Source organism: Mesorhizobium sp. M2D.F.Ca.ET.226.01.1.1 (assembly GCF_004022705.2).
GTDB lineage: Bacteria > Pseudomonadota > Alphaproteobacteria > Rhizobiales > Rhizobiaceae > Mesorhizobium.
This window is the reverse complement of record NZ_RZOY02000015.1, coordinates 57,306-82,946: the sequence shown is the minus strand read 5'-3', so window position 1 is coordinate 82,946 and position 25,641 is coordinate 57,306. Positions and strand designations below refer to the sequence as shown.

Here is a 25,641-nt window from a genome sequence, read left to right as displayed (position 1 = left end):
TTCAACGCCTCACTCCGCCGCTTCGAGCTTGTCCTGCGTCTTCGTCTCGAAGTCGCTGGCGTCGTGGCGTTCGCGAAGTTGGAAGGCCGGATCGCCGGACATGCGGTTGACCATGCGGCCGCGCTTCACCGCCGGCCGCGCGTCGATCGCGTCGGCCCAGCGCTGCACGTTCTTGTATTCATGCACCGAGAGGAACTGATGGGCGTCGTTGTAGCTGCGGCCCTTGGCGAGCCCGCCATACCAGGGCCACACCGCGATGTCGGCGATCGTGTAGTCGGGGCCCGCGAGATATTCGCTCTCCCCCAGCCTGCGGTCGAGCACGTCCATCTGCCGCTTGGTCTCCATGGCGAAGCGGTCGATGGCGTATTCGATCTTCTCCGGCGCGTAGGCGTAGAAATGGCCGAAGCCGCCGCCGAGATAGGGTGCCGAGCCCATCTGCCAGAACAGCCAGGAGAAGGTTTCGGCGCGGGCCGCGCGCTCGGTCGGCAGGAATTCGCCGAATTTTTCGGCGAGATAGGTGAGGATCGAGCCAGACTCGAACACCCGCACCGGCTTTGGCTCGCTGTGGTCCATCAGCGCCGGGATCTTCGAATTCGGGTTGACCTTGACGAAACCCGAGCCGAACTGGTCTCCATTGCCGATCTTGATCAGCCAGGCATCGTATTCCGCGCCCTTGTGGCCGAGCGCCAGAAGCTCTTCCAGCATGATCGTCACCTTCTGGCCATTGGGCGTGGCCAGCGAATAGAGCTGCAGCGGGTGCTTGCCGACCGGCAGCTCCTTCTCATGCGTCGGGCCGGCGATCGGCCGGTTGATCGAGGCGAACTCGCCGCCATTCGGCTTGTTCCAGGTCCAGACTTTCGGCGGGATATATTGGTTCATGTGCAGGGCCTTGCGGGTTTGGGAGGACAGCGCGTCCGCTGATGGCGATAAATTTAGGTGCGGGTTTGCCGGCGTCAAAGAAAAAAGTTCAATCTTCGTTGAACTAGCGCTTGTGCCAGCCCGGCAAGGGGAAGATCGCCCTTGCACCGCGGCCCTTTGGCCATACTTATAGAAAAAACCCGCAATGCAGGATGGATCGATGACCATCGAAAAAATTTCGCGCTCCGTCGTTGCCGTGCGCGCCACGGTTCCGGACGACGCTTTCACCGCCAATGCGCTGGGCACGCGCCGCGAGGGCAGCGGCGTGGTGATCCGCAACAATGGCCTGGTGCTCACGATAGGCTACCTCATCACCGAGGCCGAGGAAGTGTGGCTGACCGACCAGGACGGCCGCGTGGTCGCCGCGCACGCGCTGGCCTATGACCAGGAGACCGGCTTCGGCCTCGTGCAGGCGCTGTCGCCGCTCAATCTGCCGGCTGTCCAGTTCGGCAACGCCAGGAAGGCCAATATCGGCGATGCCGTCACGCTCGCCGACGGCATCGGCCAGCAGGTCGACGCCCACATCGTCACCAAGCAGGAGTTCGCCGGCTACTGGGAATATCTGATCGACGAAGCGATCTTCATCACGCCCGCGCATCCGTCCTGGGGCGGGGCGGCGCTGTTCGACCGCGACGGCAAGCTGCTCGGCATCGGCTCGCTGCGCCTGCAGATGAGCCGCGCCGGCGAGGTGGCCGACATCAACATGGTCGTGCCCATCGACCTCTTGACGCCGATCCTCGACGATCTCATCAAGCGCGGCCAGGCGGCCAAGGCGCCGCGCCCGTGGCTCGGCGCCTTCTCGGCCGAGTCGAACAGCATGGTGGTGGTGATGAGCGTGGCCGAAGGCGGCCCGGCCGCAAAGGCGGGCCTGCGCCAGGGCGACATCATCTCCGACGTGCGCGACGGCGAGGTCGACGGTCTGGCCGACTTCTACAGAAAACTCTGGCAGAACCCGGCCGGCGCGGAAATTCCGCTGCGCGTCGTGCGCGACGGCCGCGAGACCTGGCTGCGCGTCAAATCCGCGGACCGCAATTCCTTCCTGAAGAAGCCGCAACTGCAGTAGCGCCGCCCGCCAGATGCATCCAAGGCTGCTGAAGACCTTTCTCGCGGTCGCGCGCACGCGCAACGTCACGCGCGCGGCGCAGGAGGTCAATCTCGCCCAGTCGAGCGTCAGCGACCAGATCCAGGCGCTGGAAACCGAACTCGGCACCAGCCTCTTCACCCGCTCGCGGCAGGGGCTCGACCTGACGCCGGCGGGCGAGGCGCTGAAACCCTACGCCGAGGACCTGCTGGCGCTCGCCGACGACGCGCGCGCCGCCATCGATGCCACCAGGGCAGGGACGGCCGGCAGCCTGTCGATCGGCGCTCTGGAGACAATCGCCTCGGCAAGGCTGGCTCCATGGCTCGCCAGTTTCCGCGCGGATCACGCCGGCATCGACATCAAGCTCAGGATCGCCGGCAGCGGCGACTTGCTGCGCCGGCTGGGCGAGGGCGAGATCGACGTCGCCTTCTGCTTCGAGCGGCCCACTCAGCTTGATGGCAATACCGACGCGCCGGACCAGCGCTTTGCCAGGCGTGTCGTGGCGCACGAGCCGCTGGCGCTGATCGCGCCGCCCGGCGACAACCGTGCGGATGTCGATCTGACGGCGCTGGCGGAAAAGCACTTCGTCGCCACCGAGACCGGCTGCGTCTATCGCGCCATGGTCGACAAGGCGTTCGCCGAGGCAGGGCTAGGCAAGCCCAGCCTCGCCGCCGAAGCCGGCAGCATCGACGCCATCGCCGGACTGGTGGCGGCCGGCGCCGGCTTTGGCCTGGTGCCGCGGCTGGCGGTCGCCGCCGCGATCGATCGCGCGGAGGTGGCCGAGCTCGCCTGGCCGGGACCGGTCCGCTCGACCGACATCGTGATGATCTGGCGTCGCCGCCGCGTCCTGCCGCCGGCGCTGAAGGCGCTGCTGGAGCAATTTCAGGAAAAGTGTGCAACGGTTTTCCGTCCGGAATTGCGGAAAAACAAATAGCCGCTGCAGGGGAAGGCTTTGCGCCGGTCACACCAGCCGGTGCCCGCCCTCGACATGCAGCGTCGTCCCCGTCGTAAAGCCGTTGCCGATCAGGAAGCGGATCGCGTCGGCGATGTCCTCGGGCCGTCCGACGCGTCCCGCCGGCAGGCGCTTCGCCATCGCGGCCAACGTCTCGTCCTTTTTGTCGCCGGCGACGAACTCCCAGATCGGCGTGTCGACCCAGCCGGGCGACACGGCATTGACACGGATCGGCGCCAACTCGACCGCCAAGGCCCGCACCAGCCCCTCAAGTCCTGCGTTGACCGCGGCGACCACCGCGCCGCGCGCCGCCGGCCGGTAGGCGGCAATGCCGGAGACGAATGTCAGCGAGCCGCTCGGCGGCAGTTTCGGCGCGCCATGCTTGGCAAGCAGAAGCGGCCCGTAGAGCTTGCTCTCCACCACAAGCTGCGCGGCTGAGAGTTCGATGTCGGGCAACAGCCGGTAGGCGCCTTCGATCGCCGCGGCCGTGCTGACGATATGGTCGAGCCGGCCGATGCGCGCGAACAGCGTCGCGACCTCATCCTCGCGGCTGATGTCGACCACCGCCGTTTCGAGCGTTCCCGGCCGGCCGAGCCTATCCCGCGCCGCGCTGAGCTTCGCTTCGCCACGCCCAGCGATGATGACACCGGCGCCTTCCTCGAGACAGCGCCTGGCAAGCGCCAGGCCCATGCCCGAACTGCCGCCGACGATCAGGATCTTTTCCATGTCCATGCCTTTCCTTTGCATGGACGGTCATGTGGCACCCGGCGCGCGAAGTGGAAACGGAAGAAACCGATAGTGGTATCGGAAGGTCCGATGAGACCGGGCGGCTGCCCTAGCTTTCGCCGGGAAGTCAGGCGGCCTTGTGGAAGTCCATGTCAAAGCGCAGCGGATGGCCGAGCGCTTTGAACGCCTCCTCGAGCGAGTCGAGCCGTGAATTGTGGTCGAGCCGGAACAGCCGATCGACATGCTCTCGTTGGCATTTCAGCTCGCGCATCAGATCAGCCCGACTCCAGCCCTTTTCCCTCAGGGCCATGTAGAGAGCCGATTTCAGGAAGACTAGCGCCGGGACTTCCACAAACCATCCCTTGCCCTTGGTTTCCTTGAGCGGGAAGGGGATATCATCCCCGTGCGCAATTCGGGCGGCGATGGCTTCCTCGATGGCATTTCGCCCATTGCGGCAGGCTTCCTCTTTTGTGCCGCCATACGAAACCACCTCGTCGAATTGAGGTGCCATAACCAGCCAGGTGTCGTTGTCGTCGGGCGTGAGAGCGAGTTCATACCACATACACAGTCTCCTCTATTTCAGGCCCAGATCCTTCTTGATCTTCTCGACCAGACGCGTTCCAAGCTCCTTACCACCGCCATGCATCGGCAGTTGCGAGACCTTGTCTTTGAGACGGACAGTCAGGTGACCGCTCCCACCGCGGTGGGTTTCAAAGGTACATCCCTGCTTGGCGAGCCAGCGCCGGAATTCGCTTGCGTTCATAAAAGATAGCGTATTCCACACATCTGTGGAAGTCAACAGAAGTGTGGAGTTCTTTAAGTCATTGAAAAAGAGAAGTTTTTCTTGGCGCTGCAATTCGTAAATCAGGAATCCATCGGGCCAGGCTATCTCACGCTTTGCTGACAAACTGGCACCAGCTCTCGCTACAATCGCCGAGGAATCGTCCACACTGCTTGCGGACGAAAAGGGAGGTGATGATGGCCCCGGTCAAGGTCGATCCTGACAAGGTTCGGGAATTCCCCGATGCCGACAGTTTTTATGCCTGGCTGGCCGACAACCACGCCTCCGAAAGCGAGGTCTGGATCAAGATCCACAAGGTCGGCTCGGGGCTCGCCTCGATCACGCCGAAGCAGGCGATCGACGTCGCGCTCTGCTTCGGCTGGATCGACGCGGTGCGCAAGTCGCTCGACGACAAGAGCTTCCTGCAGCGCTACACGCCGCGCGGCAGGAAGAGCCTCTGGAGCAAGATCAACATCGACAATGTCGCGCGCCTGGTCGAGGAGGGCCGCATGACCGAGCATGGCCTGCGCGAGGCCGAGGCAGCCAAGGCCGACGGCCGCTGGGACCGCGCCTATGCCGGCTCGAAGGAGATGACCATCCCGCCCGATCTGCAGGCCGCGATCGATGCCGAGCCGAAGGCGAAGAAGATGCTGGAAACGCTTTCCGCCCAGAACCGTTTCGCGCTCGCCTTCCGCACCCACAACATGAAGACCGAGGCGGGGCGCAAGAAGAAGATCGCCGATCTGGTGGCGATGCTGAAGCGTGGCGAGACGATCCACCCGCAGAAGAAAAAGTAAGCCGGCCTTGAAGCGAAAACGCCGTCCCTTGCAGGACGGCGTTTCCGGGAAGCGATGATCCCGAACCCGTTGAAGCGGCGCGGGATCATCCGGTCATGAAGTCTTGCAATGGCTTAAAAAAATCCGGCGGGAGGGGGTCTTACGCGGCCTGCTTCTTGGCGTGCTTCTTGTGGGCGTACTTGCGCGCGCGCTTCACGTAATGCTTGCGCACATGATGCCTGTGATGCTTGCGCAGGTGATGCTTGCGGGCGTGATGACGGCGGTGATGCTTCTTGTGCTTCTTGTGATGCGCGACCTTGGCGGTCTCGGCGGCTGCCGGAGCCGCGGTCGTCGTGGCCGGAGCCGTGGTCGTCGTCGCCGGAGCGGTCGTCGTCGTGGTCTGGGCGTTGGCCGCCGGCACCGCGAAAGCGAGCGCGACGGCCAGGCCGAGCGCGGAAAGAAGGGTCTTTTTCATATCGGCATTCCTTTTCGAAGATCGATATCGGGTTGTCGCTCGCCGCGATCGTCGGCGGCTCCGGGTGCCATTATGGCAGCCGGTCGTTTCGCGAGTTTTTCCAAACTGTTGAATCTGGTTTCTGGATTGTGTCCGGCATTTCCCCCACCGGTGGAATGGGTCTGCCTGGTGGGTCAAAACCCGAAGCGGATCGCGCCTTTCGACCGACCCAGGCGAACTATCGGACTCCAGGATGGCATCCGGGTCGTTGCTGGGCTAATGTCGCCGCAACGAGGCCAAAACGGTGTCCGGCTGACAGACCTGTTGTTAACACCAGCGTCTGGCGCCACTTCGTACTGGAAGATCAGTTCCGATGCCTACGTTGCTATCGCTGCCCGACGACATATCGATCAAATCGGCGCCCGGGGAATCTGTCCTTGAAGCAGCTCGCCGGGCAGATGTCCCGATCGCCTGCGCTTGCGGCGGCAAGGCCAAGTGCTCGACCTGCCGGATTTGGATTCTCGACGGTGCGGACCGCTGCCCGGAGCGCACCACGCCGGAGCGCGCGCTCGTGGAGCGGTTGGGGCTTGGCAACAACGTACGCCTGGCATGCCAGCTCAGGCCTGACTCCGACATCACCTTCCGCAGGCTCGTACTCGACGAGACCGACCTGCGAATGACCAGTCAGTTGCTGCCGCACAGGTCCACCAGTGCGGGCGAGCTGAAGTCGGTCGTCATTTTCTTCAGCGACGTGGCCGGGTTCACCCACTTCTCCGAAACGTTGACGCCCTACGATGTCATGTACCTGCTCAATCGGTATTTCACTCAGGTCGCCGAAGTCATCGAGCTCAACGACGGCTACATCGACAAGTTCGTCGGCGACGGGCTTATGGCGATATTTGGCGTGCAGGGCCAGGACGATGCACCGGTGCGCGCGGTCAATGCGGCCCTGCAGACCCTCGCCACGGTCGATCGGCTGAAGCCCTTTTTTGCCTCCATGTACGGCATCGACTTCGATATTCGCGTCGGTTTGCATCTGGGAGAAGCGGTGATCGGCTCGGTCGGATCACCCGGCAACGAGCGCCTGACGGCTATCGGCGACGCGGTCAATGTGGCGAGCCGGGTCGAGGCAGCCAACAAGGAGGCCGGAACCCGCCTCCTGATTACCGAGACGCTCTATGAACAGGTCAAGGGTGAGGTTGAAATTTCCGATTTCATTCGAGTGCGTCTGCGCGGTACCTCCGACCGAATTACGCTCTATGAGATAAAGAAGCTGAAGCTTGAAGCCGAGCGCCGCCTGAACGAAAAAGGCGCGCGGGAGACTATGCAGCTTGGCGGCAAGACGTGGCACCGGACGGTCGCCACGAGCGAACTGAAGGACGGCGACCACAAAGTCATCGAGTTCCCAACGCTCTATGCCGTGATTTTGCGCAGGGGCGGGCGCGTCTATGCCTTTAACAATGCCTGCCCGCATCTGAAGTTGCCATTCTTCGAGACTGCCTCGCGGGCCAACGGCCACGCAGGACGGACGAGCACTTTCGGCGAGGACGGCACGCTGGTGTGTCGCTGGCATCACAGCGGATTCGATCTGGATACAGGCGAAATCGTAAGGTGGTGCGAGGCGCTCAACGAGGACGGAACTTCGGCCGGCATGGAAATGCTCGGCGATATTTCGAAGAACCGGGCTCCGCTGCGTCTCATTCCGTGCCGCGAGGAGGATGGCTACATCTGGGTAGGTCTCGAGTGAGCGTACCGGCCAGATCGTCCAAAACGCTGGCGATTCGACAAGCGGAGTCCTCCACCAGAGTTAGGACCATTCGGCCCTAGAGCAAATTCCAGGAAAAGTGCGTAGCGGTTTTCCCTCCGGAATTGCGCGGAAACAAAGACCGCGCCCATTTATGAGCTGCATTGCGCAATGAGTGCCAATTCGGCGCTCTAATCGGCCGGCGTGATCGATGCCATCTTTGCTGTCGACAAGAGGAATTGAAGGAACAGGCGCAATGACCAACACCAAGAACCACTCCGGCAAGGTGGCGCTCGTCACCGGCGGCAATCGCGGCATCGGCCTGGAAACGGCAAGGCAGCTGGCCGAACTCGGCTTCACCGTCCTCATCGGCGTGCGCGATCTCGCCAAGGGCGAGGCGGCGGCCAGGAAGCTCGGCGGCACGGTCGAGGCGATCGCGCTCGATGTCGCCGCCTCCGATGCGGCGGCGCACGCCGCGGCCGAGGTCGAGCGCCGTTTCGGCCGACTCGACGTTCTGGTCAACAACGCCGCGATCCACTACGACCCCTCGGCCCGGGCGCTGAAGCCCGACTGGACAGTGATCCGCGAGGCCTTCGAGACCAATGTCTTCGGCGCCTGGCGCGTCGCCGCCGCCTTCGCGCCGCTGCTGAGCGCTTCCGGGCATGGCCGGCTGGTCAATGTCTCGTCGGAAGGCGGCTCGCTTGCCTCGATGGGTGCAGGCGCGCCGGCCTATTCGACCAGCAAGGCGACGCTCAACGCGCTGACCCGCATCCTTGCGGCCGAATTGCGCGGGGCGGGCGTGCTGGTCAATTCGATCTGCCCCGGCTGGGTCGCGACCGATATGGGCGGCCCCGGCGGACGCTCCGTCGCGCAGGGTGCCGCCGGTATCGTCTGGGCCGCGACCTTGCCGGACGACGGCCCGACGGGTGGCTTCTTCCGCGATGGCAAGACGCTGCCCTGGTGAAACGGAACCTCGCGGAGATTGGGTCAGTACCAATTTAAACCGTTGTTTTTACATACTTTTCCACTATCTCGATAAAAGTCGAGCATGGTAGTGGAAAATAATATATAAGATATTGTTATTTAACAGTTTTCCACTATGTAATGTAAATGAGTCAGGAGAGTGGAAAATTGATGCTGAGGGAACTGACGAGCGACCAGCGCCGTCAACTCATAGACACCCAGCAGGTCTATGAAAGCTGGCGCAGCGCCGATGACGAGCACCAAAGACGGTTCGTGGGCAGCATGCGCTGGGCCAAGCGCAACGGTGTCGAATACCTGCTGCGAAAAGTCGGGCAGACCGAGAACTCGCTTGGCCCCAAAAGCGAGGCGACAGAAAAATCATTCGCGGCTTTCTTCGAGGGCAGGGAGCGGAACAGGGATCTGCTTTCTGGCCTGTCAGACCGCCTGAACGGCCTCGCCAGGATCAATGTCGCAATGGGCCTGGGACGGGTGCCGGCCATCGCCGCCCGGATATTGCGGCGCTGCGCCGAAACGGATCTGCTCGGCAAGCAATTGCTGGTCGTCGGCACGAACGCGCTGTTCGCCTATGAGGCTCTGGCCGGCGTTCAGGTGACGAGCGGCCTCACGGCAACCGGCGATATAGATCTGCTCTTCGATTCACGCCGTCGCATCAGCTTCGTGACGGCCGAGAAGATAACCCAGTCGGGTTTGATAGGCGTGCTGCGAAAGGTGGACAGATCCTTCAAGCCACTGCAGCCCAGGTCCTTCAGGGCAACGAACCGTGATGGCTATCTAGTCGACCTTATCCGCCCGCAGGCAAGGAACGTCCTCAAGGACAACGCTCCTACCTCGATTACGCCGCTTGCCGATGACCTCGATAGCGCGCCCATGGACGGGCTGCAGTGGCTTATCAACGCACCAAAGATGGAGGCCGTGGCGATCGACGAGCGAGGCTATCCCGTAAGCATCCCGACGATCGACCCGCGGATATTCGCGCTGCACAAGGCCTGGCTGGCCAGACGGCCTGACCGGTCTGCGGTCAAGGCGGCTCGGGATCGCGAGCAGGCAGAGGTGGCCGCGCGCATTGCCACCGGCTATCTCAACCTTCCGCTGGACGGCGAACATCTCAAGCGGCTTCCGACGGCGCTGCGGGAAGCAGCGGCCAAGACGCTCTCGCAGGCCAGATCGCAAGGTTTTTCCGAAGACACCCCAATCGAGCCCGACTGGTAGCGGCTGCGCAATCGCGCCTGCGCAATACTACGAAAATAGCATTCTCGCCCCGCGAAGTGAGATGCTACGGTCGCGACACATGCACCCAAGGCACGCAGCGGCATGATCCCGCAGAGGAGGACTGGCGAGCGGGACGCAGGCCCGACCTTTTCACGATATCGGACGGAACTGTTGAACCATTGCGAGGCAGCCGCGTTTCCCGTGGTTGGCCACAGGGAGGAACCATCAGTGAAAGCATCCTATCTCGTCTCGGCCGCGCTCGTCGCGGCATCTGCGATGCCGGCCGCGGCCGGTGAAATCTCCGACGGCAAGGTCAAGATCGGCATCCTCAACGACCAGTCGGGCGTCTATGCCGATTTCGGCGGCAAATGGTCGGTCGAGGCGGCCAAGATGGCGGTCGAGGATTTCGGCGGCAAGGTGCAAGGGGCGCCGATCGAGATCGTCAGCGCCGACCATCAGAACAAGGCGGACATCGCCTCCAACATCGCGCGCCAATGGTACGACACCGAGCAGGTCGACGCGATCATGGAGCTCACCACCTCGTCGGTGGCGCTCGCCGTGCAAGCATTTCCAAGGAAAAGAAGAAGATCGACATCGTCACCGGCGCGGCTTCCACCGATCTGACCGGCAAGCAATGCTCGCCCTATGGTTTCCACTGGGCCTACGACACGCACTCCCAGGCGGTCGGCACCGGCGGCGAGCTGGTCAAGCAGGGCGGCGACAGCTGGTATTTCATCACCGTCGACTACGCCTTCGGCTATTCGCTGAAGGACCAGACCGCCAAGCTGGTCGAAGCAAGCGGCGGCAAGGTGCTGGGCGAGGTGCGCTATCCGCTTGGCGCCACCGACTATTCCTCCTTCCTTTTGCAGGCGCAGTCCTCCGGCGCCAAGATCGTCGGCCTTGCCAATGCCGGGCTCGACACCTCGAACTCGATCAAGCAAGCGGCCGAGTTCGGCATCGTCGCCGGCGGCCAGAGGCTGGCGGCGCTCCTCTTCACGCTCGCCGAAGTGCACGGACTCGGCCTGCAGGCGGCGCAGGGCGTGGTGCTGACCGAAGGCTATTACTGGGACCGCGACGACAAGAGCCGCGACTTCGCCCAAAAATTCTTCAAGCGCACCAACCGCATGCCCAACATGATCCAGGCCGGCACCTATTCGGCGGTGACGCAATATTTGAAGGCCATCGACAAGGCCGGTACCGACGAGACCGAGGCGGTGGCCAAGCAGCTGCATGAAATGCCGGTCAACGACGTCTTCACCGCCAACGGCAAAGTCCAGGCCGACGGCTCGATGGTGCACGACATGTATCTCTATCAGGTCAAGAAGCCGGAAGAGTCGAAGAAGGACTGGGATTACTACAACTACCTGGCGACGATTCCGGGCGACAAGGCCTTCATGAAAGCCGAAGACAGCGGCTGCCCGCTCGTCACCAAGTGACGCTCGACACCGCCACCGCCGTCCGTCCCGGCGGCATCGAACAGACGTCGCGGGTGGTGCTTTCCGCCCGCGGCCTCAGGCGCGACTTCGCCGGCTTCGTCGCGGTGAAGGATGTCGACCTCGACGTCCATCACGCGAAAATCCACGCGCTGATCGGCCCGAACGGCGCCGGCAAGACCACGATCTTCAATCTGCTCACAAAGTTCCTGCAGCCGACCGGCGGCAGGATCGAGCTGCTCGGCACCGACATCACCCAAACGCCGCCGGCGCGTGTGGCGCGCATGGGGCTGGTGCGCTCGTTCCAGATCTCGGCGATCTTTCCGCATCTGTCGGTGCTCGACAATGTGCGCGTCGCGCTGCAGCGTCCAGGCGGGCTGGGCTACCAGTTCTGGCGCCCGGTCTCGGCGCTCAACGCGTTGACGCCAAGGGCGCGCGAGCTGCTCGCCATCGTCGGGCTGGAAGATGCAGCGCATCGTCTGGCCGGCGATCTTTCCTATGGCCGCAAGCGCGTGCTGGAGATCGCCACCACATTGGCGCTCGACCCGAAGGTGCTTCTGCTCGACGAGCCGATGGCCGGCATGGGGCACGAGGATGTCGGCATGATCTCCGGCATCATCCGTTCGCTGGCAAAAGACCGCGCCGTGCTGATGGTCGAGCACAATCTCACTGTCGTTGCTGATCTCTGCGACTGGATCACCGTCATGCAGCGCGGCCAGGTGCTCGCGGCCGGCGACTACGCCACCGTCAGCCAGGACGAGCGTGTCCGCGTCGCCTATATGGGGACCGAGCACGAAGAGGGCCGGCATGAGAGGGCCGGGCATGAGTGAGCCGCTGCTTGCCGTGCGCGACCTCCAAGCCTGGTATGGTGAAGGCCACGCCTTGCATGGCGTCAACCTCGATGTCATGCGCGGCGAGACCGTCACCCTGCTTGGCCGCAACGGCGTCGGCAAGACCACGACCTTGCGCGCCATCATGGGGCTGATCCGCAAGCGCTCTGGTAGCGTCACCTTCAACGGCAAGGATCTTCTGCGCCTGCCGCTGCACCGCGTCGCGCATCAGGGCATCGGCTTCGTGCCGGAGGAGCGCGGCATTTTTGCGACGCTCACCGTCGACGAGAACCTGATCCTGCCGCCGGTCGTGGCCAAGGGCGGCATGAGCGTCGAGGAGATTTTCGAGCTCTTCCCCAATTTGAAGGAGCGCCGCAACAGCCAGGGCACGAAACTGTCCGGCGGCGAGCAGCAGATGCTGGCCATCGCCCGCATACTGCGCACCGGCGTCGAGATGCTCTTGCTCGACGAGCCGACGGAAGGGCTGGCGCCGGTCATCGTCCAGCGGATCGGCGAATTGCTGGCGGCGCTGAAGAAACGCGGCATGACCATCCTGCTCGTCGAGCAGAATTTCCGCTTCGCCGCCCGCATCGCCGACCGTTTTTATCTGATGGATCACGGCAGGGTGGTGGAGGGGTTTGCCGTCAGTCAGCTTTCCGCGCACACCGAGAAATTGCACGAGGTGCTGGGGGTATGATGGCCAAATGACCATGATCTTCGGCATCCCCATCCAGGCCTTGCTCGGCCAACTCCTCGTCGGCCTGATCAACGGCTCGTTCTACGCCATGCTGAGCCTTGGGCTGGCCGTCATCTTCGGCCTGCTGCGTATCATCAACTTCGCCCACGGCGCGCTTTATATGCTGGGCGCCTTCATCAGCTACCTGCTGCTCATGCATCTCGGCATCGGCTACTGGCCGGCGCTGGTGCTGGTGCCTTTGCTTGTCGGCCTGTTCGGCATGCTGGTCGAGCGTCTCGCTCTGTCGCGGCTCTACCGCCTCGACCCGCTCTACGGACTGCTCTTCACCTTCGGCCTCGCCTTGGTCATCGAAGGTGTGTTCCGCTACTATTACGGCGTCTCCGGCAATCCCTATGCCGTGCCGGCGCTGCTTGCCGGCGGCACCAATCTCGGCTTCATGTTCCTGCCCAACTATCGCGGCTGGGTGGTGTTGGCTTCCCTCATCGTCTGCCTCGGCACCTGGCTCCTGATCGAGAAGACCAGGCTCGGCTCGTATTTGCGCGCCGCCACCGAAAACCCGGAGCTCGTCCAGGCCTTCGGCGTCAACGTGCCTCTGCTCTTGACGCTCACCTACGGGCTGGGCGCGGCGCTTGCGGGGCTCGCCGGCATTCTGGCGGCACCGGTCTATCAGGTCAGCCCGCTGATGGGCTCGGACTTGATCATCGTCGTCTTCGCCGTCGTCGTTGTCGGCGGCATGGGCTCGATCCTGGGCGCCATCGTCACCGGCTACATGCTCGGCCTCGCCGAGGGCCTGACCAAGGTCTTTTACCCGGAAGCCTCGAACCTCGTCGTCTTCGTCATCATGGCGATCGTGCTTCTGCTGCGTCCAGCCGGCCTGTTCGGAAGGGATGCCTGAGATGAGCGAGGCGGCCCTTCACGCCGAACGCGCCGCCGCCTCGCTCAGGCTGGAACGGGCGCTGGTGGCGCTGGGCATTCTGGCACTGATCGCGGCGCCCTTCGTCATCTACCCGATCTTCGTCATGAAGATGCTGTGCTTCGCGCTCTTCGCCTGCGCCTTCAACCTGCTGCTCGGCTATACCGGCCTGCTTTCCTTCGGCCATGCCGCCTTCTTCGGCGGCGCCGCCTATTTCTGCGCCTACGCCGTGAAAGCCTGGGGCTGGCCGCCGGAGGCCGGCATCCTGCTCGGCACCGCGGGCGCGGCGCTGATGGGCCTCGTGGTGGGCTTCCTCGCCATCCGCCGGCAGGGCATCTATTTCTCGATGATCACGCTGGCGCTGGCGCAGATGTTCTACTTCTTCTGCGTCCAGGCGCCCTTCACCGCGGGCGAGGACGGCATCCAGGGGGTGCCGCGCGGCCATCTCTTCGGCGTCGTCGATCTCGGCGTCACCATGAACATGTATTTCTTCGTGCTCGCCGTCTTCCTGTTCGGCGTCTTTGCCATCTGGCGCATCGTCAACTCGCCCTTCGGCATGATCCTGCGCTCCATCCGCGAGAACGAGAACCGCGCCATCTCGCTCGGCTATTCCGTCGGCCGCTACAAGCTCGCCGCTTTCGTCATGTCCGCGGCCCTTGCCGGCCTTGCCGGCGCCACCAAGGCCATCGTCTTCCAGTTCGCCACGCTGACCGATGTCACCTGGCAGATGTCGGGCGAGGTGATCCTGATGACGCTGCTCGGCGGCATCGGCACCATGGTCGGCCCGGTGGTCGGCGCGGGGCTGGTAGTGGGGCTGGAGAACACTTTAGCCACCTCCGGCTTCCCGGTGACCATCGCCACCGGGCTCATCTTCATGGTCTGCGTGCTGATTTTTAGACGCGGGATCGTCGGGGAGATTTATGCGCGATGGCTGGGATGGGGAGGCAAGAGCTCCTAATGCATGTCGCCCAAAGTGCGCAGCGGTTCTGGGACAACGACATGCATAAAAACAACAACCTAAAGCGCGTCGCATGAGGCTGTTCAGCCGCGACGCGCTTTAGGCGGCCGCCTCGAACCGCTCGATCTCCTTAAGCTCTTCCTGAAGCGACGCGCCTTGGACAGCCAGGTCGTAGCTGGCCTGCATGTTCATCCAGAACTGCGGTGTGGTTCCAAAGAACTTTGCGAGACGCAAAGCCGTGTCCGGTGTAACAGGCGTGGTCTCGTTGGCCAGGCGCTCGATACGCGTGCGTGGGACATGAAGCTTCTTCGCCAGAGTGTAGGGTTTCAAATCGAGCGGCTCAAGAAATTCCGTCCTCAGTATCTCGCCTGGGTGAATAGGAACATCGAGTTTGATCATTTTCTCACTCCCAATCGGGAAAGCGTGTTGGCTTGGCCGGTTCGCTTAGTGATAGTCAGTGATTTCCACATCCTCGGCTCCGCCATCCACCCAACGAAAGCATACTCGGATCTGGTCATTGATCCGGATCGAATGCTGGCCGGTCCGATCCCTTTTTAGGGCTTCAAGCCGGTTCCCCGGCGGCACCTTGAGGTCGGTCAGTTCGGTCGCGTTGTCGAGCATGAACAGTTTCCGCTGAGCGACACGAACGAGGTCTGCCGGAAACCCCTTCGGCGCTTTGCCTGTCGAAACCGCCTCGGTTGTTTTGTCCTTGAACGACCGGATCATCTGATTTCCGCGATACGTATCTTGTCATGATACGTTGTGGATGTCAACAAAAAGTATCACGATATGATACGAAACGTCGTCTTATGCTGGCCCGCCCACCGGCACCTCCAGCCCGACCTTCACCCGGTCCATCGCCACGAAGGTCCGAAACCGCTTCACATTGTTGTTGGCGAAGAACAGCCGCCTGGTCAGCGTCTCGTAGTCGGCCATCGTGGCCACGGTGACGACCAGGATGAAATCGGCCTCGCCGGTGACGTAGTAGCATTGCTGCACCTGCGGCACTTCGGCAAAGCCGCGCTTGGCGGCGTCGATCAGTTCGGCGCGCTCGCTCTCGACCTCGACCTCGACGAAGATGGTGATCGCCTGGCCTACCTTGGCCGGATCGACCAGCGCGACATTGGCGCGGATGACGCCTTGCTCCTCCATGCGCTTGATGCGCCGCTGCACGGCCGGCGCCGACAGGTTCACCCTCTCGCCGATCACGCGCTGCGGCGTGGCGTTGTCCTGCTGCAGAATGGCGAGGATCGCGCGGTCATAGGCGTCGAGCTCGGGCGAAACAGACATGGCGGCGTTCCAGACGAAACAAACTTGCATTTCAAGTGGCAAAACAGAGCGCCTTTCTCGCTTGCCTTGCAATAAATTTCAGCCTTCAAGGACGGAGAACCCCACCCATGTTCCTGCTCAATCGCCACCCGGAGTATGGCCAGCCGCTGGCGGAGGAAGACGCCGCGACGCTTGGGCTCGCGGGCGCCGAGGAGGCCGAGCGCTTCCTTGCCGCGCGCGACAACCACGCCGAGACGCCGCTGCATGCCTTGCCGGCGCTGGCCGGCGAACTGGGCGTCGGCACGCTCCACGTCAAGGACGAGGGCAAGCGCCTCGGCCTCGGCAGCTTCAAGGCGCTCGGCGGCGCCTATGCCGTCATGCATCTGGTGCTGGAGGAGGCTGGAAGGCGGTTGGGTCGCGCTGTCGATGTCGCGGAACTGCACCGGCCCGACGTCAAGGCGGTCGCCGCCGGCATGACCTTCGCCTGCGCGACCGACGGCAATCACGGGCGCTCGGTGGCGCAGGGCGCCGGCCTGGTCGGCGCGCACTCCGTCATCTTCGTCCATTCGGGCGTCAGCGACGAACGCGTGGCGGCCATCGCCCGCTTCGGCGCCGAGATGGTGCGCATCGCCGGCGACTACGACCAGTCGGTCAGGGAGGCCGCCCGCGTCGCCGCCGAGCGCTGCTGGACCGTCGTCTCCGACACGTCCTGGCCGGGCTATGAGCGCATTCCGGGACTGGTGATGCAGGGCTACACGGTAATCGTGCGCGAAGCGCTGAAGCATCTGCCTGAGCCGCCCACCCACGTCTTCCTGCAGGCCGGCGTCGGCGGCTTCGCCGCCGCGGTGGCCGGCCATCTCGCCGTCATGCTCGGCGCGGATCGTCCGACGGCAATCGTGGTCGAGCCCGCGCGGGCGGCGTGCATCTACGCCACCGCGAAGGCCGGACATCCTGTCGCGATCGCGCACAGCAAGCCCACGGTGATGGCGATGCTCGAATGCTATGAGCCGTCCTTGGTCGCCTGGCGCGTGCTGTCGCGCCTCGGCGATGCCTTCATGACCGTGGACGAGAAAGACGCCGTTTCGGTGATGAACCGCCTGGCGCGGCCTTCGGGCGATGATCCGGCGATCGTCTCCGGTGAGAGCGGCGGGGCAGGACTTGCCGGGCTGATCCGCGCTGCTAGCGACAAGAAGACGCGAGCGGCGCTCGGCCTTGACGCCCATTCGCGCGTGCTGATCATCAACTCCGAAGGCGCGACCGATCCTCGCCGCTATGCGGAGCTGGTCGGCATGGCGCCGGACGAGGTCGCAAACGCAAGGCTGCCGGCATGAGCAATCTGACGATCAACACCGACCGGCTTCTCGGCCGCATCCAGGAGCTCGGCGGAATCGGCCGCGACGCGCAGGGCCGCCTGGTCCGCGTCGCCGCCTCCGACATGGACAAGTTGGGCCGCGACCGCCTCGTCGGCTGGCTGGAGGAGGCGGGACTTGAGGTCGCCGTCGACCGCATCGGCAACATCTTCGGCATCTGGAAGACCGGCGCCAATGAAGGCCAGGCGCCGGTCATGCTCGGCTCGCATATCGACACGGTGATCGATGCCGGCATCTATGACGGCTGCTACGGCGTGCTCGCCGCCCTTGAGGCGATCGAGAGCCTCAAGGAGGCCGGCTTCGCGCCGTCCCGCCCGCTCGTCGTCGCCGCCTTCACCAACGAGGAGGGCGTGCGCTTTTCGCCCGATATGATGGGTTCGCTGGTCTTTGCCGGCGGCCGCGACCTGGCGGAGGCGCTGGCCTCGGTCGGCACCGACGGCGCGGTGCTGGGCAAGGAATTGGAACGGATCGGCTATGCCGGCAAATACGAGCCAGGTTTCCTCGAGCCGCATGCCTATGTCGAATTGCATGTCGAGCAGGGCCCGGTGCTGGAGCGCGAGGCCATCGCCATCGGCGCGGTCGAAAACCTGCAGGGCATTTCCTGGCAGCGCATCACCATCGACGGCGAGGCCAACCATGCCGGCACCACGCCAATGTCGATGCGCCGCGATGCCGGAGTCGCCGCCGCGCGGGTGATCGGCTTCCTCGCGGATCGCGCCGGCGCCTCGCCGACGCGGACGGTCGCGACTGTCGGCACCATCGCCTTCGAGCCCAACGCCATCAACGTCATCCCGTCGCGGGCGACCTTCACCATCGATCTTCGCGATCCGAACGAAATGCATCTTCGCGAAGAGGAAGCGGCGCTCGCCGCCTTCCTGGAACAACTTGCGGCAAGCGCCGGCGTCACCGTCCACGCTGAAAGCCTGGCGCGCTTCGAGCCGGTGACCTTCGATGCCGGGATCGTCTCGCTGATCGAGGATGGCGCCAGGGCCGCCGGCCTTTCCTGCCGGCGCATGACCTCGGGCGCCGGCCATGATGCCCAGATGATCGCGCGCATCGCGCCGTCCGCGATGATCTTCGTGCCCAGCCGGGGCGGCATCAGCCACAACCCGGCCGAGTTCACCGCCCCAGGCGAACTGGTTGCCGGCGCCAACATCCTGCTGGGCGTCGCCGCCCGGCTGGCGGCCGAATGATCGCGGGATGGGCGAATATGGGCATCGGCGGCGCGCCGCAAGGCCAAATACCACCAAAAATAGTCAAGTTTGCTGTATCGAGTCGCTGCGAAGCGAACATTCGGCGACATCCAATCGAAACAAACTTCAATCACTTAGCCAATTAAAGCGCCGGAATCGCGCCCGATTCGCGCCCGCCAGAGTTTCAGTGCCTTGCAGGAAGACTAGCATGCTGCTGCTCAACCAACGTCCAGAACACAACCAGCCGTTGGTTGCCGCGGATGCCGAGTCCCTCGGCATGGCTGGCGGCGCGCGGGCCGAGCATTATCTCGAGGCGCGCGACGACCATGCCGAAACACCGCTGCTCGCCTTGCGGGCGCTGGCCGGTGAGCTCGGCATTGCCTCGCTTCACGTCAAGGATGAGGGCCAGCGTCTTGGCCTAGGCTCCTTCAAGGCGCTGGGCGGCGCCTATGCCGTCATGCGGCTGGTGCTGGAGGAGGCCGGCAAGCGCCTTGGTCGCGAAGTCGATATCAGCGAGATCGGCGCGCCAAGGGTGCGCGAGATCGCATCCAGCATGATCTTCGTCTGCGCCACCGACGGCAACCATGGCCGCTCGGTCGCGCAGGGCGCCGGCCTTGTCGGCGCGCGTTCGGTGATCTTCGTCCATGCCGGCGTCAGTGCCGAGCGTGTCGCGGCGATCGCCCGCTTCGGCGCCGAGATCGTCGAGGTCGAGGGCGGCTATGACCATGCGGTGCGCGAAGTCGCCCGCGTCGGCGCCGAGCGCGGCTGGAAGATCGTCTCCAACACCTCCTGGCTCGGCTATGAGCGCGTTCCCGGCCTGGTCATGCAAGGCTATACGGTGATCGTGCGCGAGACGCTGCGGCGCTTGCCCGAGCCGCCCACGCATGTCTTCCTGCAGGCCGGCGTCGGCGGTTTCGCCGCGGCGATCGCCGGCCACATGGCGGTTATGCTGGGCGAGCGGCGGCCGAAGGCCGTGGTGGTCGAGCCGCGGCGGTCGGCCTGCGTCTACGCCTCGGCCGAGGCCGGCCGTCCGGTGACGATCGCCCATCAGCAGCCGACCGTCATGACGATGCTCGAATGCGCCGAGCCTTCCCTCGTCGCCTGGCGCGTGCTGGCCCGTGTCGGTGATGCCTTCATGACGGTGGAGGAAGACGATGCGGTGGCGGTGATGAAGCGGCTGGCGCGGCCCCTCGGCAACGACCCAGCCATCATCTCCGGCGAGAGCGGCGGGGCAGGGCTCGCCGGGCTGGTCCGCGCCGTGGGCGACAGGCGCATGCGCACGGCGCTCGGCCTCGACAAGCATTCGCGCGTGCTCGTCATCAACTCGGAGGGCGCGACCGACCATGGCCGCTTTGCCGAGCTGGTCGGGATGGCGCCGGAAGAGGTATTCTTGCAGACTGCCTAAGAGCAATTCCAGGAAAGGTGCGAAGCGGCTTTCCGTCCGGGATTGCCTCAAAAGCTTGAGGCTGACGATGGCTGAACTCGACCAGCAGGCGCTGCATCGCGAAATGACGGCGTGGCGGCACGACCTCCACGCCCATCCCGAATTCGGTTTCGAGGAAAAGCGCACCGCCGCTTTCGTCGCGCGAAAGCTGCGCGACTTCGGACTGGACGTCGCCGAAGGCATCGGCGGCACCGGCGTCGTCGGCACGCTGACCAGGGGCAGCGGCAACCGCGCCATCGCGCTGCGCGCCGACATGGACGCGCTGCGCATCGCCGAGCAGGGCACGCAAGCCTGGCGGTCACAGGCGCCCGGCACCATGCATGCCTGCGGCCATGACGGCCACACCTCGATGCTGCTTGGCGCCGCCAGGCTGCTCGCCAGCGAAGGCGGTTTCGACGGCACGGTGCGCTTCATCTTCCAGCCGGCCGAGGAATGGGGCAAAGGCGCGCTGGCGATGCTCGACGACGGCCTGCTCGAGCGCTTCCCCTTCGAGGAGATCTTCGGCCTGCACAACATGCCGGGCCTCCCCATCGGCCATTTCGAGACGCGGAGCGGTCCGGTGATGTCGGCCGAGGACAATTTCGAAATCGTGCTCAAAGGCCTCGGCGGCCACGCCGCGCGGCCGCATGCGGGGCAGGAGACGCTGGTCGCGGCCTGCGCGCTGGTGGTCAATCTGCAGACCATCGTCTCGCGTCGCCTGAGCCCGGCCGATATCGGCGTCGTCTCGGTGACCGAGCTCATCACCGACGGCACGCGCAACGCGCTGCCGGGCATGGCGCGCATCCTCGGCGACTGCCGCAGCTTCCGGCCTGAGGTGAGCGCCGCGATCGAGAACGAGATGCGCCGCATCGCCGAGGGCACCGCGCAGGCCTATAATGTCAGAGCGCAAGTCACTTACACGCGCGAGTTCGTGCCTTTGATCAATGACGCGACGCTTGTCGACGAGGCACTTGCGGCGGCCCGAGCCGTATTCGGCGATGGCGCCGTCAAGGCCGCGGCTGAGCCGATGACCGCCTCGGAGGACTTCGCCCGTTTCCTCGCCCATGTGCCTGGATGCTTCGTCTTCATGGGCAATGGCGGCACCCCGCCGCTGCACAACCCCGCCTACGACTTCAACGACGAAGGCCTGCTGCATGGCGCGCGGTATCACGCCGCTGTGGTGAGACGCAGGCTGGCGGTGGGCGATTAGCAATCTCCCCCCTTGTGGGGGAGTGCCCGGCAGGGCAGAGGGGGGCGCTGTCCCGCTGGCCTTTCAGCTCGTCGCGGTACCCGGCGATACGGCCAAATAGGTCGTCTCAAATCCAGCCAACGCCGCGTTTCCTTCGCGCCCCCCTCTGGCCTGCCGGCCATCTCCCCCACAGGGGGGAGATTAGCTGTACCCCGGTAACTCTTTCTTCTCTGCTTTCGTGCAGTATTGCCGGGGACGGGACGGCAAGAACAAAGAATGGCGGACGACAATAGACGCAACGGCAATTTCTGGGCGCTGGCGCTTGAGCGCGCTCATCTCGGCCTCTGGGACTGGAACCTGTCGACCGGCGATTGCTACTATTCGCCGACCTGGTCGAAGATGCTGGGCTATGAGGAGGGCGAGCTCGCCAACACCTCCGACCTCTGGCTGAAGCTCACCCATCCCGACGACCGCCAGCGCGCGCAGGAAAGCGGCGACAGCCACATCGCGGGCCTTGTCGATTCCATCGAGACCGAGCTTCGCCTGCGCCACAAGGACGGCCGCTGGGTCTGGGTGCTCGATCGCGGCGGCATTGTCGAATGGGACGCCGACGGCAAGCCGCTCAGGCTGATGGGCGTACAGACCGACGTCACCCGGCAGAAAGAGGCCGAGGCGGCGCTCGAGCAGGTCAACATCCGCTTCCGCCTGGCGCTCGCCGCCAGCGGCACCGGCATCTGGCATCACGACATCGGCACCAGGAAGAGTTATTGGGACGCGCGCAGCCGCGAGATATTCGGCCTCGTCGCCGACAAGGACGAGGTGTCGGCCGAGCTATGGCACACCTATCTTCATCCCGACGACAAGGAAGCCACCGAGCGCGCCCATCAGATCGCGCCGGGCTCCAACGATGTCGTGGCCTCGCAATACCGCATCATCCGGCGTGACGGCGAGGTCCGCCATCTCGAGTCGCTGGTGCGCTTCGTCGCCGATGTCGGCTCGGCCGGCCAGGTGCTGGGCACCGTGCGCGACATCACCGAGGAGAAGACGCGCGCCGAGGGACTTGCCTTCGCCGCGCGCCACGACGCCCTGACCGGGCTGCTAAACCGCGCGGCCTTCGACCGGCTGCTCGCCGAAAACATCGCCCTGGCCGAGCGCCTGCCGCTTGCGGTGTTTTATGTCGACCTCGACTACTTCAAGGCGCTCAACGACTATGCCGGCCATGCCGCCGGCGACCTAGCGCTGAAGAGCGTCGCGGCCGGCATCCTTGCCAGCCTGCCGGCCTCGGCGCATGCGGCGCGCCTCGGCGGCGACGAATTCGCGCTGATGGTGCCGAATTGCAAAGACGCCTGTGCCGAGCGCATTGCCCGCGCCGTGCTCGCCGCGGTGCGCGATGCCGATCTCGGCTCGGCGGTCGGCTCGCGCCGGCTTGCCGCCAGCATCGGCATCGCCTTCGTGCGCGACCCCAACATGGCGGTCGCCGACGCGCTCGCCTGCGCCGACGACGCCTGCTACGCCGCCAAGGCCGGCGGCCGCGACCGCTTTGCCGTGTTCTCGCCGGAATCGGCCGCCGGCTCCGGCGGCCTGAACGCCGCGCGGCTCGCCGCCGACCTGGTCGATGCGATGGAGGACGGCCGGCTGAAACTTTACGGCCAGGAAATCCACCAGCTCGGCCTGCCATGGGAAGACAGCCGCCATGTCGAGGTGCTGGCCAGGCTCGAAGGCCGCAACGGCAAGATGATCCCGCCGGTCGATTTCGTGCCGGTGGCCGAACGCTTCGGCCTTGCCGCCCGGCTCGACCGCTGGATCATCCACACGGCGATGCTGCGCCATGGCGAGGCGATGCGCGCCGGCGCCGTCTCGCTCGACTTCAACCTGTCGGCGCAGACGCTTTCGGATCCGCAGCTCTGGAGCTTCGTCGACCAGGCCATCGCCGAAAGCGGCGCGCCGCCATCGGCCATCGGCTTCGAGATCACCGAGACCGCCGCCGTCACCAATTTCGACGCGGCCGAGGCATTCGTGCGTCGCGCGCGCGAGCGCCATTGCCGCGTCAGCCTCGACGATTTCGGCGCCGGCATGAGCTCCTTCGAATATCTCAGGCGCTTCCCCATCGACGCCATCAAGATCGACGGCTCCTTCGTCCAGCATATCGCCAACAGCCGCTTCGACCGCGAAATCGTCTCCGCGATCACCGGCATCGCCCGCTCGATGGGCGCGGCCGTGGTGGCCGAGAAGATCGAGGAAAGGAACGGGCTGGAAATCCTCATCGGCATGGGCGTCGCCTATGGCCAGGGCTATTTGCTGCACCGGCCCGAGCCGCTGGAGGCGATCGTGGCAAGAGCCGTCAGCGGCGCGATCTTGTCGGAACGGCCGCATGCCAGGCTGGGTGCTGTAAAATAAGCGGTTGCTAAAATTGCAATCACCCGTTTAAGGGCGCCGTAATCCGGCTCGGCAAAGATGCGACCCGATAAACGGATCGGAGCGCCTGAATGAAAACCCTTCCCTTGCTTGCGGCAACCGCAATCGGCCTGCTCGGCATCTTCGCCACCCAGCCATCCCATGCGGGCTCGGATAATGGCGGCGGGGTGACGGCGACATCCACGGCCGACGATGATGAGGACCAGGTCAACACGTCCAGCGTCGGCGACGACCACGAGGCCGCCGAGAATGACGAGGCCGGGCATAGCGGGGACAGCGCCGCCTCCGGCTCGCATGAAGGCGACCAGGACGGCGACGATCAGGGCGAGAATCACGAGGGCGACCACGAAGACGGGGACGGTGGCAGCCATGATGGCGGCGGAGACAGCGGCAGCCACGACGGCGGCGGCGACAGCGGCAGCCATGACGGCGGCGGCGACAGCGGCGGCGGCGACGACTGAGCGTCCGGATTGAATGCCGCAATCCCGGCTGGCGGATTTCCGGCAAGCAGGGGCGAGTCCCGCTTGCCGGCGGCGCGCAGAGCGATTCCAGGAAGGACCGACAGGCTCGGCGACCCCCGCCGTGGCCCCTGGGCCGGAATTGAGCCAAAACAAGCGGATAGCGCGGGTCATCGTTAAAAGACGAACCATCGTTCTATCGAACTTTTAGGACAGTCGGGGCTACTGCCTTTGAACCGACCCGTGCTGCTCGGGACATGACGTCTTGGCTCGACTGTCCGGCGTCCGATCCATGACGGACTGGCGCTTGCGAGACCTCTCATGTCTTCGACGCTCAACACTACGCTTGTGATCCTGCAGCCGCAGCGCCTGCCGCCAAGGCCGCAGGCGGACGGCCTCGTCGCGAACGCCACCGCCACCGCGGCTTTGCCGCTCACGCAGGCGGAGCCCGCGGACTCGGCACCCAAGTTCAGCGTCGACAGCCTCAACATCACGGCGACGAAGGTCCGGCTGATGCAGCGCGCCGGCAAGGAGTTCGCAGTCGACCAGGCAGACTACGATTCCGTGTCTTCCTACGGTTCGGCGATCAAGAACGCCGTCGAAGCGTTGAAACGGCAATCTCCGTCGGCGATCCCCAAGATCGAAAGGCAGCTTGGCCTGGACCAGCTTGGCGTTTCGCTGGATACGCTCGTCAACGCCATCGTCCGTCCGCAAGGCGGCGACAACGACAGGCTGGATGACGCGTTGAGGCAGCATGCGGGCGGACAGGGCGAGGCCGCTTCAGGCCGGCCGGACGATCTCGGGCTTTACAGCCTCTGACGCGTCATCCCAACAGCCACCGCAACACGCCCGCCGACCCCACCCCGATCACCACTGTCGGCAGCATCGACAGCCGCGTCGCGGCAAGCAGCGTGATGGCCAGAGCCGCGAGGTCGGCCGGGTTCTTCGAGACGAAATCCGGCGCGATCACCGAGATCAGCACGCAGCCGGGCGCGGCTTCCATCACCGCCGTGGCGCGCGGGCTGAGCGTACGGTTCTTAAGCATCACATAGCCGCCGATGCGGGTGAGATACGTCACGCCGGCCATCGCCAGGATGGCGAGCACGGTCATCGGGTCGATCATTTGTCACCTGCCAGGAACCACGCGGCTACCAGGCCGGACAGCGCGCCGGCCGCCACATACCAGGCGCCGGGCACGACGAGATAGGTGAGCGCCGCGACCACAAGGCTGACCAGCCATGGCCGCGCTGCGGCAAAGCCCTTCCACATGCCCCGCAGCAGCACCAGGAAGACTGCCGGGAAGGCCATCGCGAAACCATATTTTTCGACGTCGCCGAGCACCGGCCCGAGCGCCGCGCCGCAAGTCGTGAACGCCACCCAGGCGAGGTAGACGGACAAGCCGGCGCCCAGATAGAAAGGCAGGCTGAAGGCCGGCCGCATGCCGGCGGCGGCGCGCCGCTGCGCATCCGCCAGGCCTACCGCCCAGCTCTCGTCGCACATCAAGAACAGCGCCGGAAGAACCTTACGCCTCGGCAGATGCCTGATGAATGGCGCAAGTGCGGCGCCCATCAGGAAATGCCGGCTGTTGACCAAAAGCGTGATGGCGGCGATCAGAAGGACATGCGGCGGCGAGGTCCAGAGCTGGATCGCGGCGAATTCGGAACCGCCGGCGAAGTTGAGGCCGGTCATCAGCGGCACCTCGACGACGGAAAGCCCCTTCTGCGCGGCTTGCGCGCCAAGCACCAGCGCATAGGGGATGATGCCGAGCAGCATCGGCGTCGAGGCGGCAAGCCCGCGCCGGAACTCGGCGTTACACCCGCTGGTGGCCTGGCCCTCGGCGAGGGCGATCTCGGAAACGCTCATGGCTC

Annotated in this window: 27 protein-coding genes and 1 pseudogene; 18 read left to right on the top strand and 10 right to left on the bottom strand. The window is 64.8% G+C overall.

Annotation, left to right across the window (positions count from 1 at the left end; genetic code table 11):
* Positions 1 to 9: 9 nt before the first annotated feature.
* Entirely contained in the window at positions 10 to 879 is an 870-nt protein-coding gene (yghU, locus tag EN869_RS28775; RefSeq protein WP_127230776.1) for a glutathione-dependent disulfide-bond oxidoreductase, read from the bottom strand.
* A gap of 199 nt (positions 880 to 1,078) precedes the next feature.
* Between yghU and EN869_RS28770 the strand changes: the two genes are divergently transcribed.
* Positions 1,079 to 1,981 carry a S1C family serine protease gene (locus EN869_RS28770; RefSeq protein WP_127230777.1) on the top strand — a complete coding sequence of 301 codons (903 nt, stop codon included), beginning with the start codon at positions 1,079 to 1,081 and terminating at the stop codon, positions 1,979 to 1,981.
* Between the two features lie 13 nt (positions 1,982 to 1,994).
* Positions 1,995 to 2,933 (top strand): LysR family transcriptional regulator, encoded by a 939-nt coding sequence (locus EN869_RS28765; protein WP_127230778.1) that lies wholly within the window; start codon positions 1,995 to 1,997, stop codon positions 2,931 to 2,933.
* Between the two features lie 27 nt (positions 2,934 to 2,960).
* Here the strand turns inward: EN869_RS28765 and EN869_RS28760 are convergent, their stop codons facing one another.
* From EN869_RS28760 to EN869_RS35690, 3 genes are all read right to left on the bottom strand, one after another.
* Entirely contained in the window at positions 2,961 to 3,698 is a 738-nt protein-coding gene (locus EN869_RS28760; RefSeq protein WP_127230779.1) for an SDR family oxidoreductase, read from the bottom strand.
* Positions 3,699 to 3,804: 106 nt separating this feature from the next.
* Positions 3,805 to 4,239 carry a type II toxin-antitoxin system HicB family antitoxin gene (locus EN869_RS28755; RefSeq protein ID WP_127230780.1) on the bottom strand — a complete coding sequence of 145 codons (435 nt, stop codon included), beginning with the start codon at positions 4,237 to 4,239 and terminating at the stop codon, positions 3,805 to 3,807.
* A 12-nt stretch (positions 4,240 to 4,251) separates the two neighbouring features.
* The gene (locus EN869_RS35690) at positions 4,252 to 4,626 is read right to left on the bottom strand and encodes a type II toxin-antitoxin system HicA family toxin (RefSeq protein WP_348630871.1); all 375 of its coding nucleotides are present in this window, start codon (positions 4,624 to 4,626) and stop codon (positions 4,252 to 4,254) included.
* Between the two features lie 29 nt (positions 4,627 to 4,655).
* Between EN869_RS35690 and EN869_RS28745 the strand changes: the two genes are divergently transcribed.
* Positions 4,656 to 5,255, top strand: a complete 600-nt coding sequence (locus EN869_RS28745; protein WP_127230781.1) for a YdeI/OmpD-associated family protein — start codon at positions 4,656 to 4,658, stop codon at positions 5,253 to 5,255.
* Between the two features lie 139 nt (positions 5,256 to 5,394).
* On the opposite strand, the gene EN869_RS28740 is transcribed toward EN869_RS28745, so the two are convergent.
* On the bottom strand, positions 5,395 to 5,709 hold the full coding sequence (locus EN869_RS28740) for a hypothetical protein (protein ID WP_127230782.1): 315 nt from the start codon (positions 5,707 to 5,709) through the stop codon (positions 5,395 to 5,397).
* 352 nt (positions 5,710 to 6,061) lie between these two features.
* On the opposite strand from EN869_RS28740, the gene EN869_RS28735 reads away from it, so the two are divergent.
* The 8 genes and pseudogenes from EN869_RS28735 (at position 6,062) to EN869_RS28700 (ending at position 14,456) form a co-directional block, all read left to right on the top strand.
* A complete protein-coding gene (locus EN869_RS28735; RefSeq protein WP_127230783.1) occupies positions 6,062 to 7,435 on the top strand; it encodes an adenylate/guanylate cyclase domain-containing protein in 1,374 nt (457 codons plus the stop codon).
* Positions 7,436 to 7,688: 253 nt separating this feature from the next.
* Positions 7,689 to 8,396 carry an SDR family NAD(P)-dependent oxidoreductase gene (locus EN869_RS28730; RefSeq protein ID WP_127230784.1) on the top strand — a complete coding sequence of 236 codons (708 nt, stop codon included), beginning with the start codon at positions 7,689 to 7,691 and terminating at the stop codon, positions 8,394 to 8,396.
* Between the two features lie 170 nt (positions 8,397 to 8,566).
* Complete coding sequence (locus tag EN869_RS28725; protein WP_167507117.1) at positions 8,567 to 9,625, top strand: nucleotidyltransferase domain-containing protein; 1,059 nt, start codon at positions 8,567 to 8,569, stop codon at positions 9,623 to 9,625.
* Positions 9,626 to 9,901: 276 nt separating this feature from the next.
* A pseudogene (locus tag EN869_RS28720) lies at positions 9,902 to 11,061 on the top strand (ABC transporter substrate-binding protein).
* Positions 11,058 to 11,888, top strand: coding sequence for an ABC transporter ATP-binding protein (locus EN869_RS28715; protein ID WP_245489608.1), 831 nt, complete (start codon positions 11,058 to 11,060; stop codon positions 11,886 to 11,888). The pseudogene EN869_RS28720 and the gene EN869_RS28715 overlap by 4 nt, the downstream one beginning before the upstream one ends.
* On the top strand, positions 11,881 to 12,585 hold the full coding sequence (locus EN869_RS28710; RefSeq protein WP_127230516.1) for an ABC transporter ATP-binding protein: 705 nt from the start codon (positions 11,881 to 11,883) through the stop codon (positions 12,583 to 12,585). Before EN869_RS28715 ends, EN869_RS28710 begins: the two co-directional genes overlap by 8 nt.
* A 7-nt stretch (positions 12,586 to 12,592) precedes the next feature.
* A complete protein-coding gene (locus EN869_RS28705) occupies positions 12,593 to 13,480 on the top strand; it encodes a branched-chain amino acid ABC transporter permease (protein ID WP_127230517.1) in 888 nt (295 codons plus the stop codon).
* Positions 13,473 to 14,456, top strand: a complete 984-nt coding sequence (locus EN869_RS28700; protein WP_167507116.1) for a branched-chain amino acid ABC transporter permease — start codon at positions 13,473 to 13,475, stop codon at positions 14,454 to 14,456. Before EN869_RS28705 ends, EN869_RS28700 begins: the two co-directional genes overlap by 8 nt.
* Before the next feature lie 99 nt (positions 14,457 to 14,555).
* Here the strand turns inward: EN869_RS28700 and EN869_RS28695 are convergent, their stop codons facing one another.
* The 3 genes from EN869_RS28695 to EN869_RS28685 all read right to left on the bottom strand — a co-directional run bounded on the left by EN869_RS28695 (position 14,556) and on the right by EN869_RS28685 (position 15,746).
* A complete protein-coding gene (locus tag EN869_RS28695) occupies positions 14,556 to 14,855 on the bottom strand; it encodes a HigA family addiction module antitoxin (RefSeq protein ID WP_127230519.1) in 300 nt (99 codons plus the stop codon).
* Between the two features lie 45 nt (positions 14,856 to 14,900).
* Positions 14,901 to 15,182, bottom strand: coding sequence for a type II toxin-antitoxin system RelE/ParE family toxin (locus EN869_RS28690; protein WP_127230520.1), 282 nt, complete (start codon positions 15,180 to 15,182; stop codon positions 14,901 to 14,903).
* Positions 15,183 to 15,263: 81 nt separating this feature from the next.
* A complete protein-coding gene (locus EN869_RS28685; RefSeq protein ID WP_127230521.1) occupies positions 15,264 to 15,746 on the bottom strand; it encodes an Lrp/AsnC family transcriptional regulator in 483 nt (160 codons plus the stop codon).
* Between the two features lie 107 nt (positions 15,747 to 15,853).
* Between EN869_RS28685 and EN869_RS28680 the strand changes: the two genes are divergently transcribed.
* From EN869_RS28680 to EN869_RS28650, 7 genes are all read left to right on the top strand, one after another.
* Positions 15,854 to 17,056: a diaminopropionate ammonia-lyase gene (locus EN869_RS28680; RefSeq protein WP_127230522.1), complete on the top strand. Its 1,203-nt coding sequence runs from the start codon at positions 15,854 to 15,856 to the stop codon at positions 17,054 to 17,056.
* Positions 17,053 to 18,288: a Zn-dependent hydrolase gene (locus tag EN869_RS28675; protein ID WP_127230523.1), complete on the top strand. Its 1,236-nt coding sequence runs from the start codon at positions 17,053 to 17,055 to the stop codon at positions 18,286 to 18,288. The genes EN869_RS28680 and EN869_RS28675 overlap by 4 nt, the downstream gene beginning before the upstream one ends.
* A 208-nt stretch (positions 18,289 to 18,496) precedes the next feature.
* A complete protein-coding gene (locus EN869_RS28670) occupies positions 18,497 to 19,693 on the top strand; it encodes a diaminopropionate ammonia-lyase (RefSeq protein ID WP_127230524.1) in 1,197 nt (398 codons plus the stop codon).
* A gap of 67 nt (positions 19,694 to 19,760) precedes the next feature.
* Complete coding sequence (locus EN869_RS28665; RefSeq protein WP_127230525.1) at positions 19,761 to 20,921, top strand: M20 aminoacylase family protein; 1,161 nt, start codon at positions 19,761 to 19,763, stop codon at positions 20,919 to 20,921.
* Positions 20,922 to 21,176: 255 nt separating this feature from the next.
* Entirely contained in the window at positions 21,177 to 23,297 is a 2,121-nt protein-coding gene (locus EN869_RS28660) for an EAL domain-containing protein (RefSeq protein ID WP_127230526.1), read from the top strand.
* An 89-nt stretch (positions 23,298 to 23,386) separates the two neighbouring features.
* Positions 23,387 to 23,776: a hypothetical protein gene (locus EN869_RS28655; RefSeq protein WP_127230527.1), complete on the top strand. Its 390-nt coding sequence runs from the start codon at positions 23,387 to 23,389 to the stop codon at positions 23,774 to 23,776.
* Positions 23,777 to 24,094: 318 nt separating this feature from the next.
* Positions 24,095 to 24,592 carry a hypothetical protein gene (locus tag EN869_RS28650; RefSeq protein WP_127230528.1) on the top strand — a complete coding sequence of 166 codons (498 nt, stop codon included), beginning with the start codon at positions 24,095 to 24,097 and terminating at the stop codon, positions 24,590 to 24,592.
* Positions 24,593 to 24,596: 4 nt separating this feature from the next.
* Here the strand turns inward: EN869_RS28650 and EN869_RS28645 are convergent, their stop codons facing one another.
* Both EN869_RS28645 and EN869_RS28640 read right to left on the bottom strand, forming a co-directional pair.
* Positions 24,597 to 24,896 carry an AzlD family protein gene (locus tag EN869_RS28645; protein WP_127230529.1) on the bottom strand — a complete coding sequence of 100 codons (300 nt, stop codon included), beginning with the start codon at positions 24,894 to 24,896 and terminating at the stop codon, positions 24,597 to 24,599.
* Positions 24,893 to 25,636 (bottom strand): AzlC family ABC transporter permease, encoded by a 744-nt coding sequence (locus EN869_RS28640; protein WP_127230530.1) that lies wholly within the window; start codon positions 25,634 to 25,636, stop codon positions 24,893 to 24,895. Before EN869_RS28640 ends, EN869_RS28645 begins: the two co-directional genes overlap by 4 nt.
* Between the last annotated feature and the right edge of the window lie 5 nt (positions 25,637 to 25,641).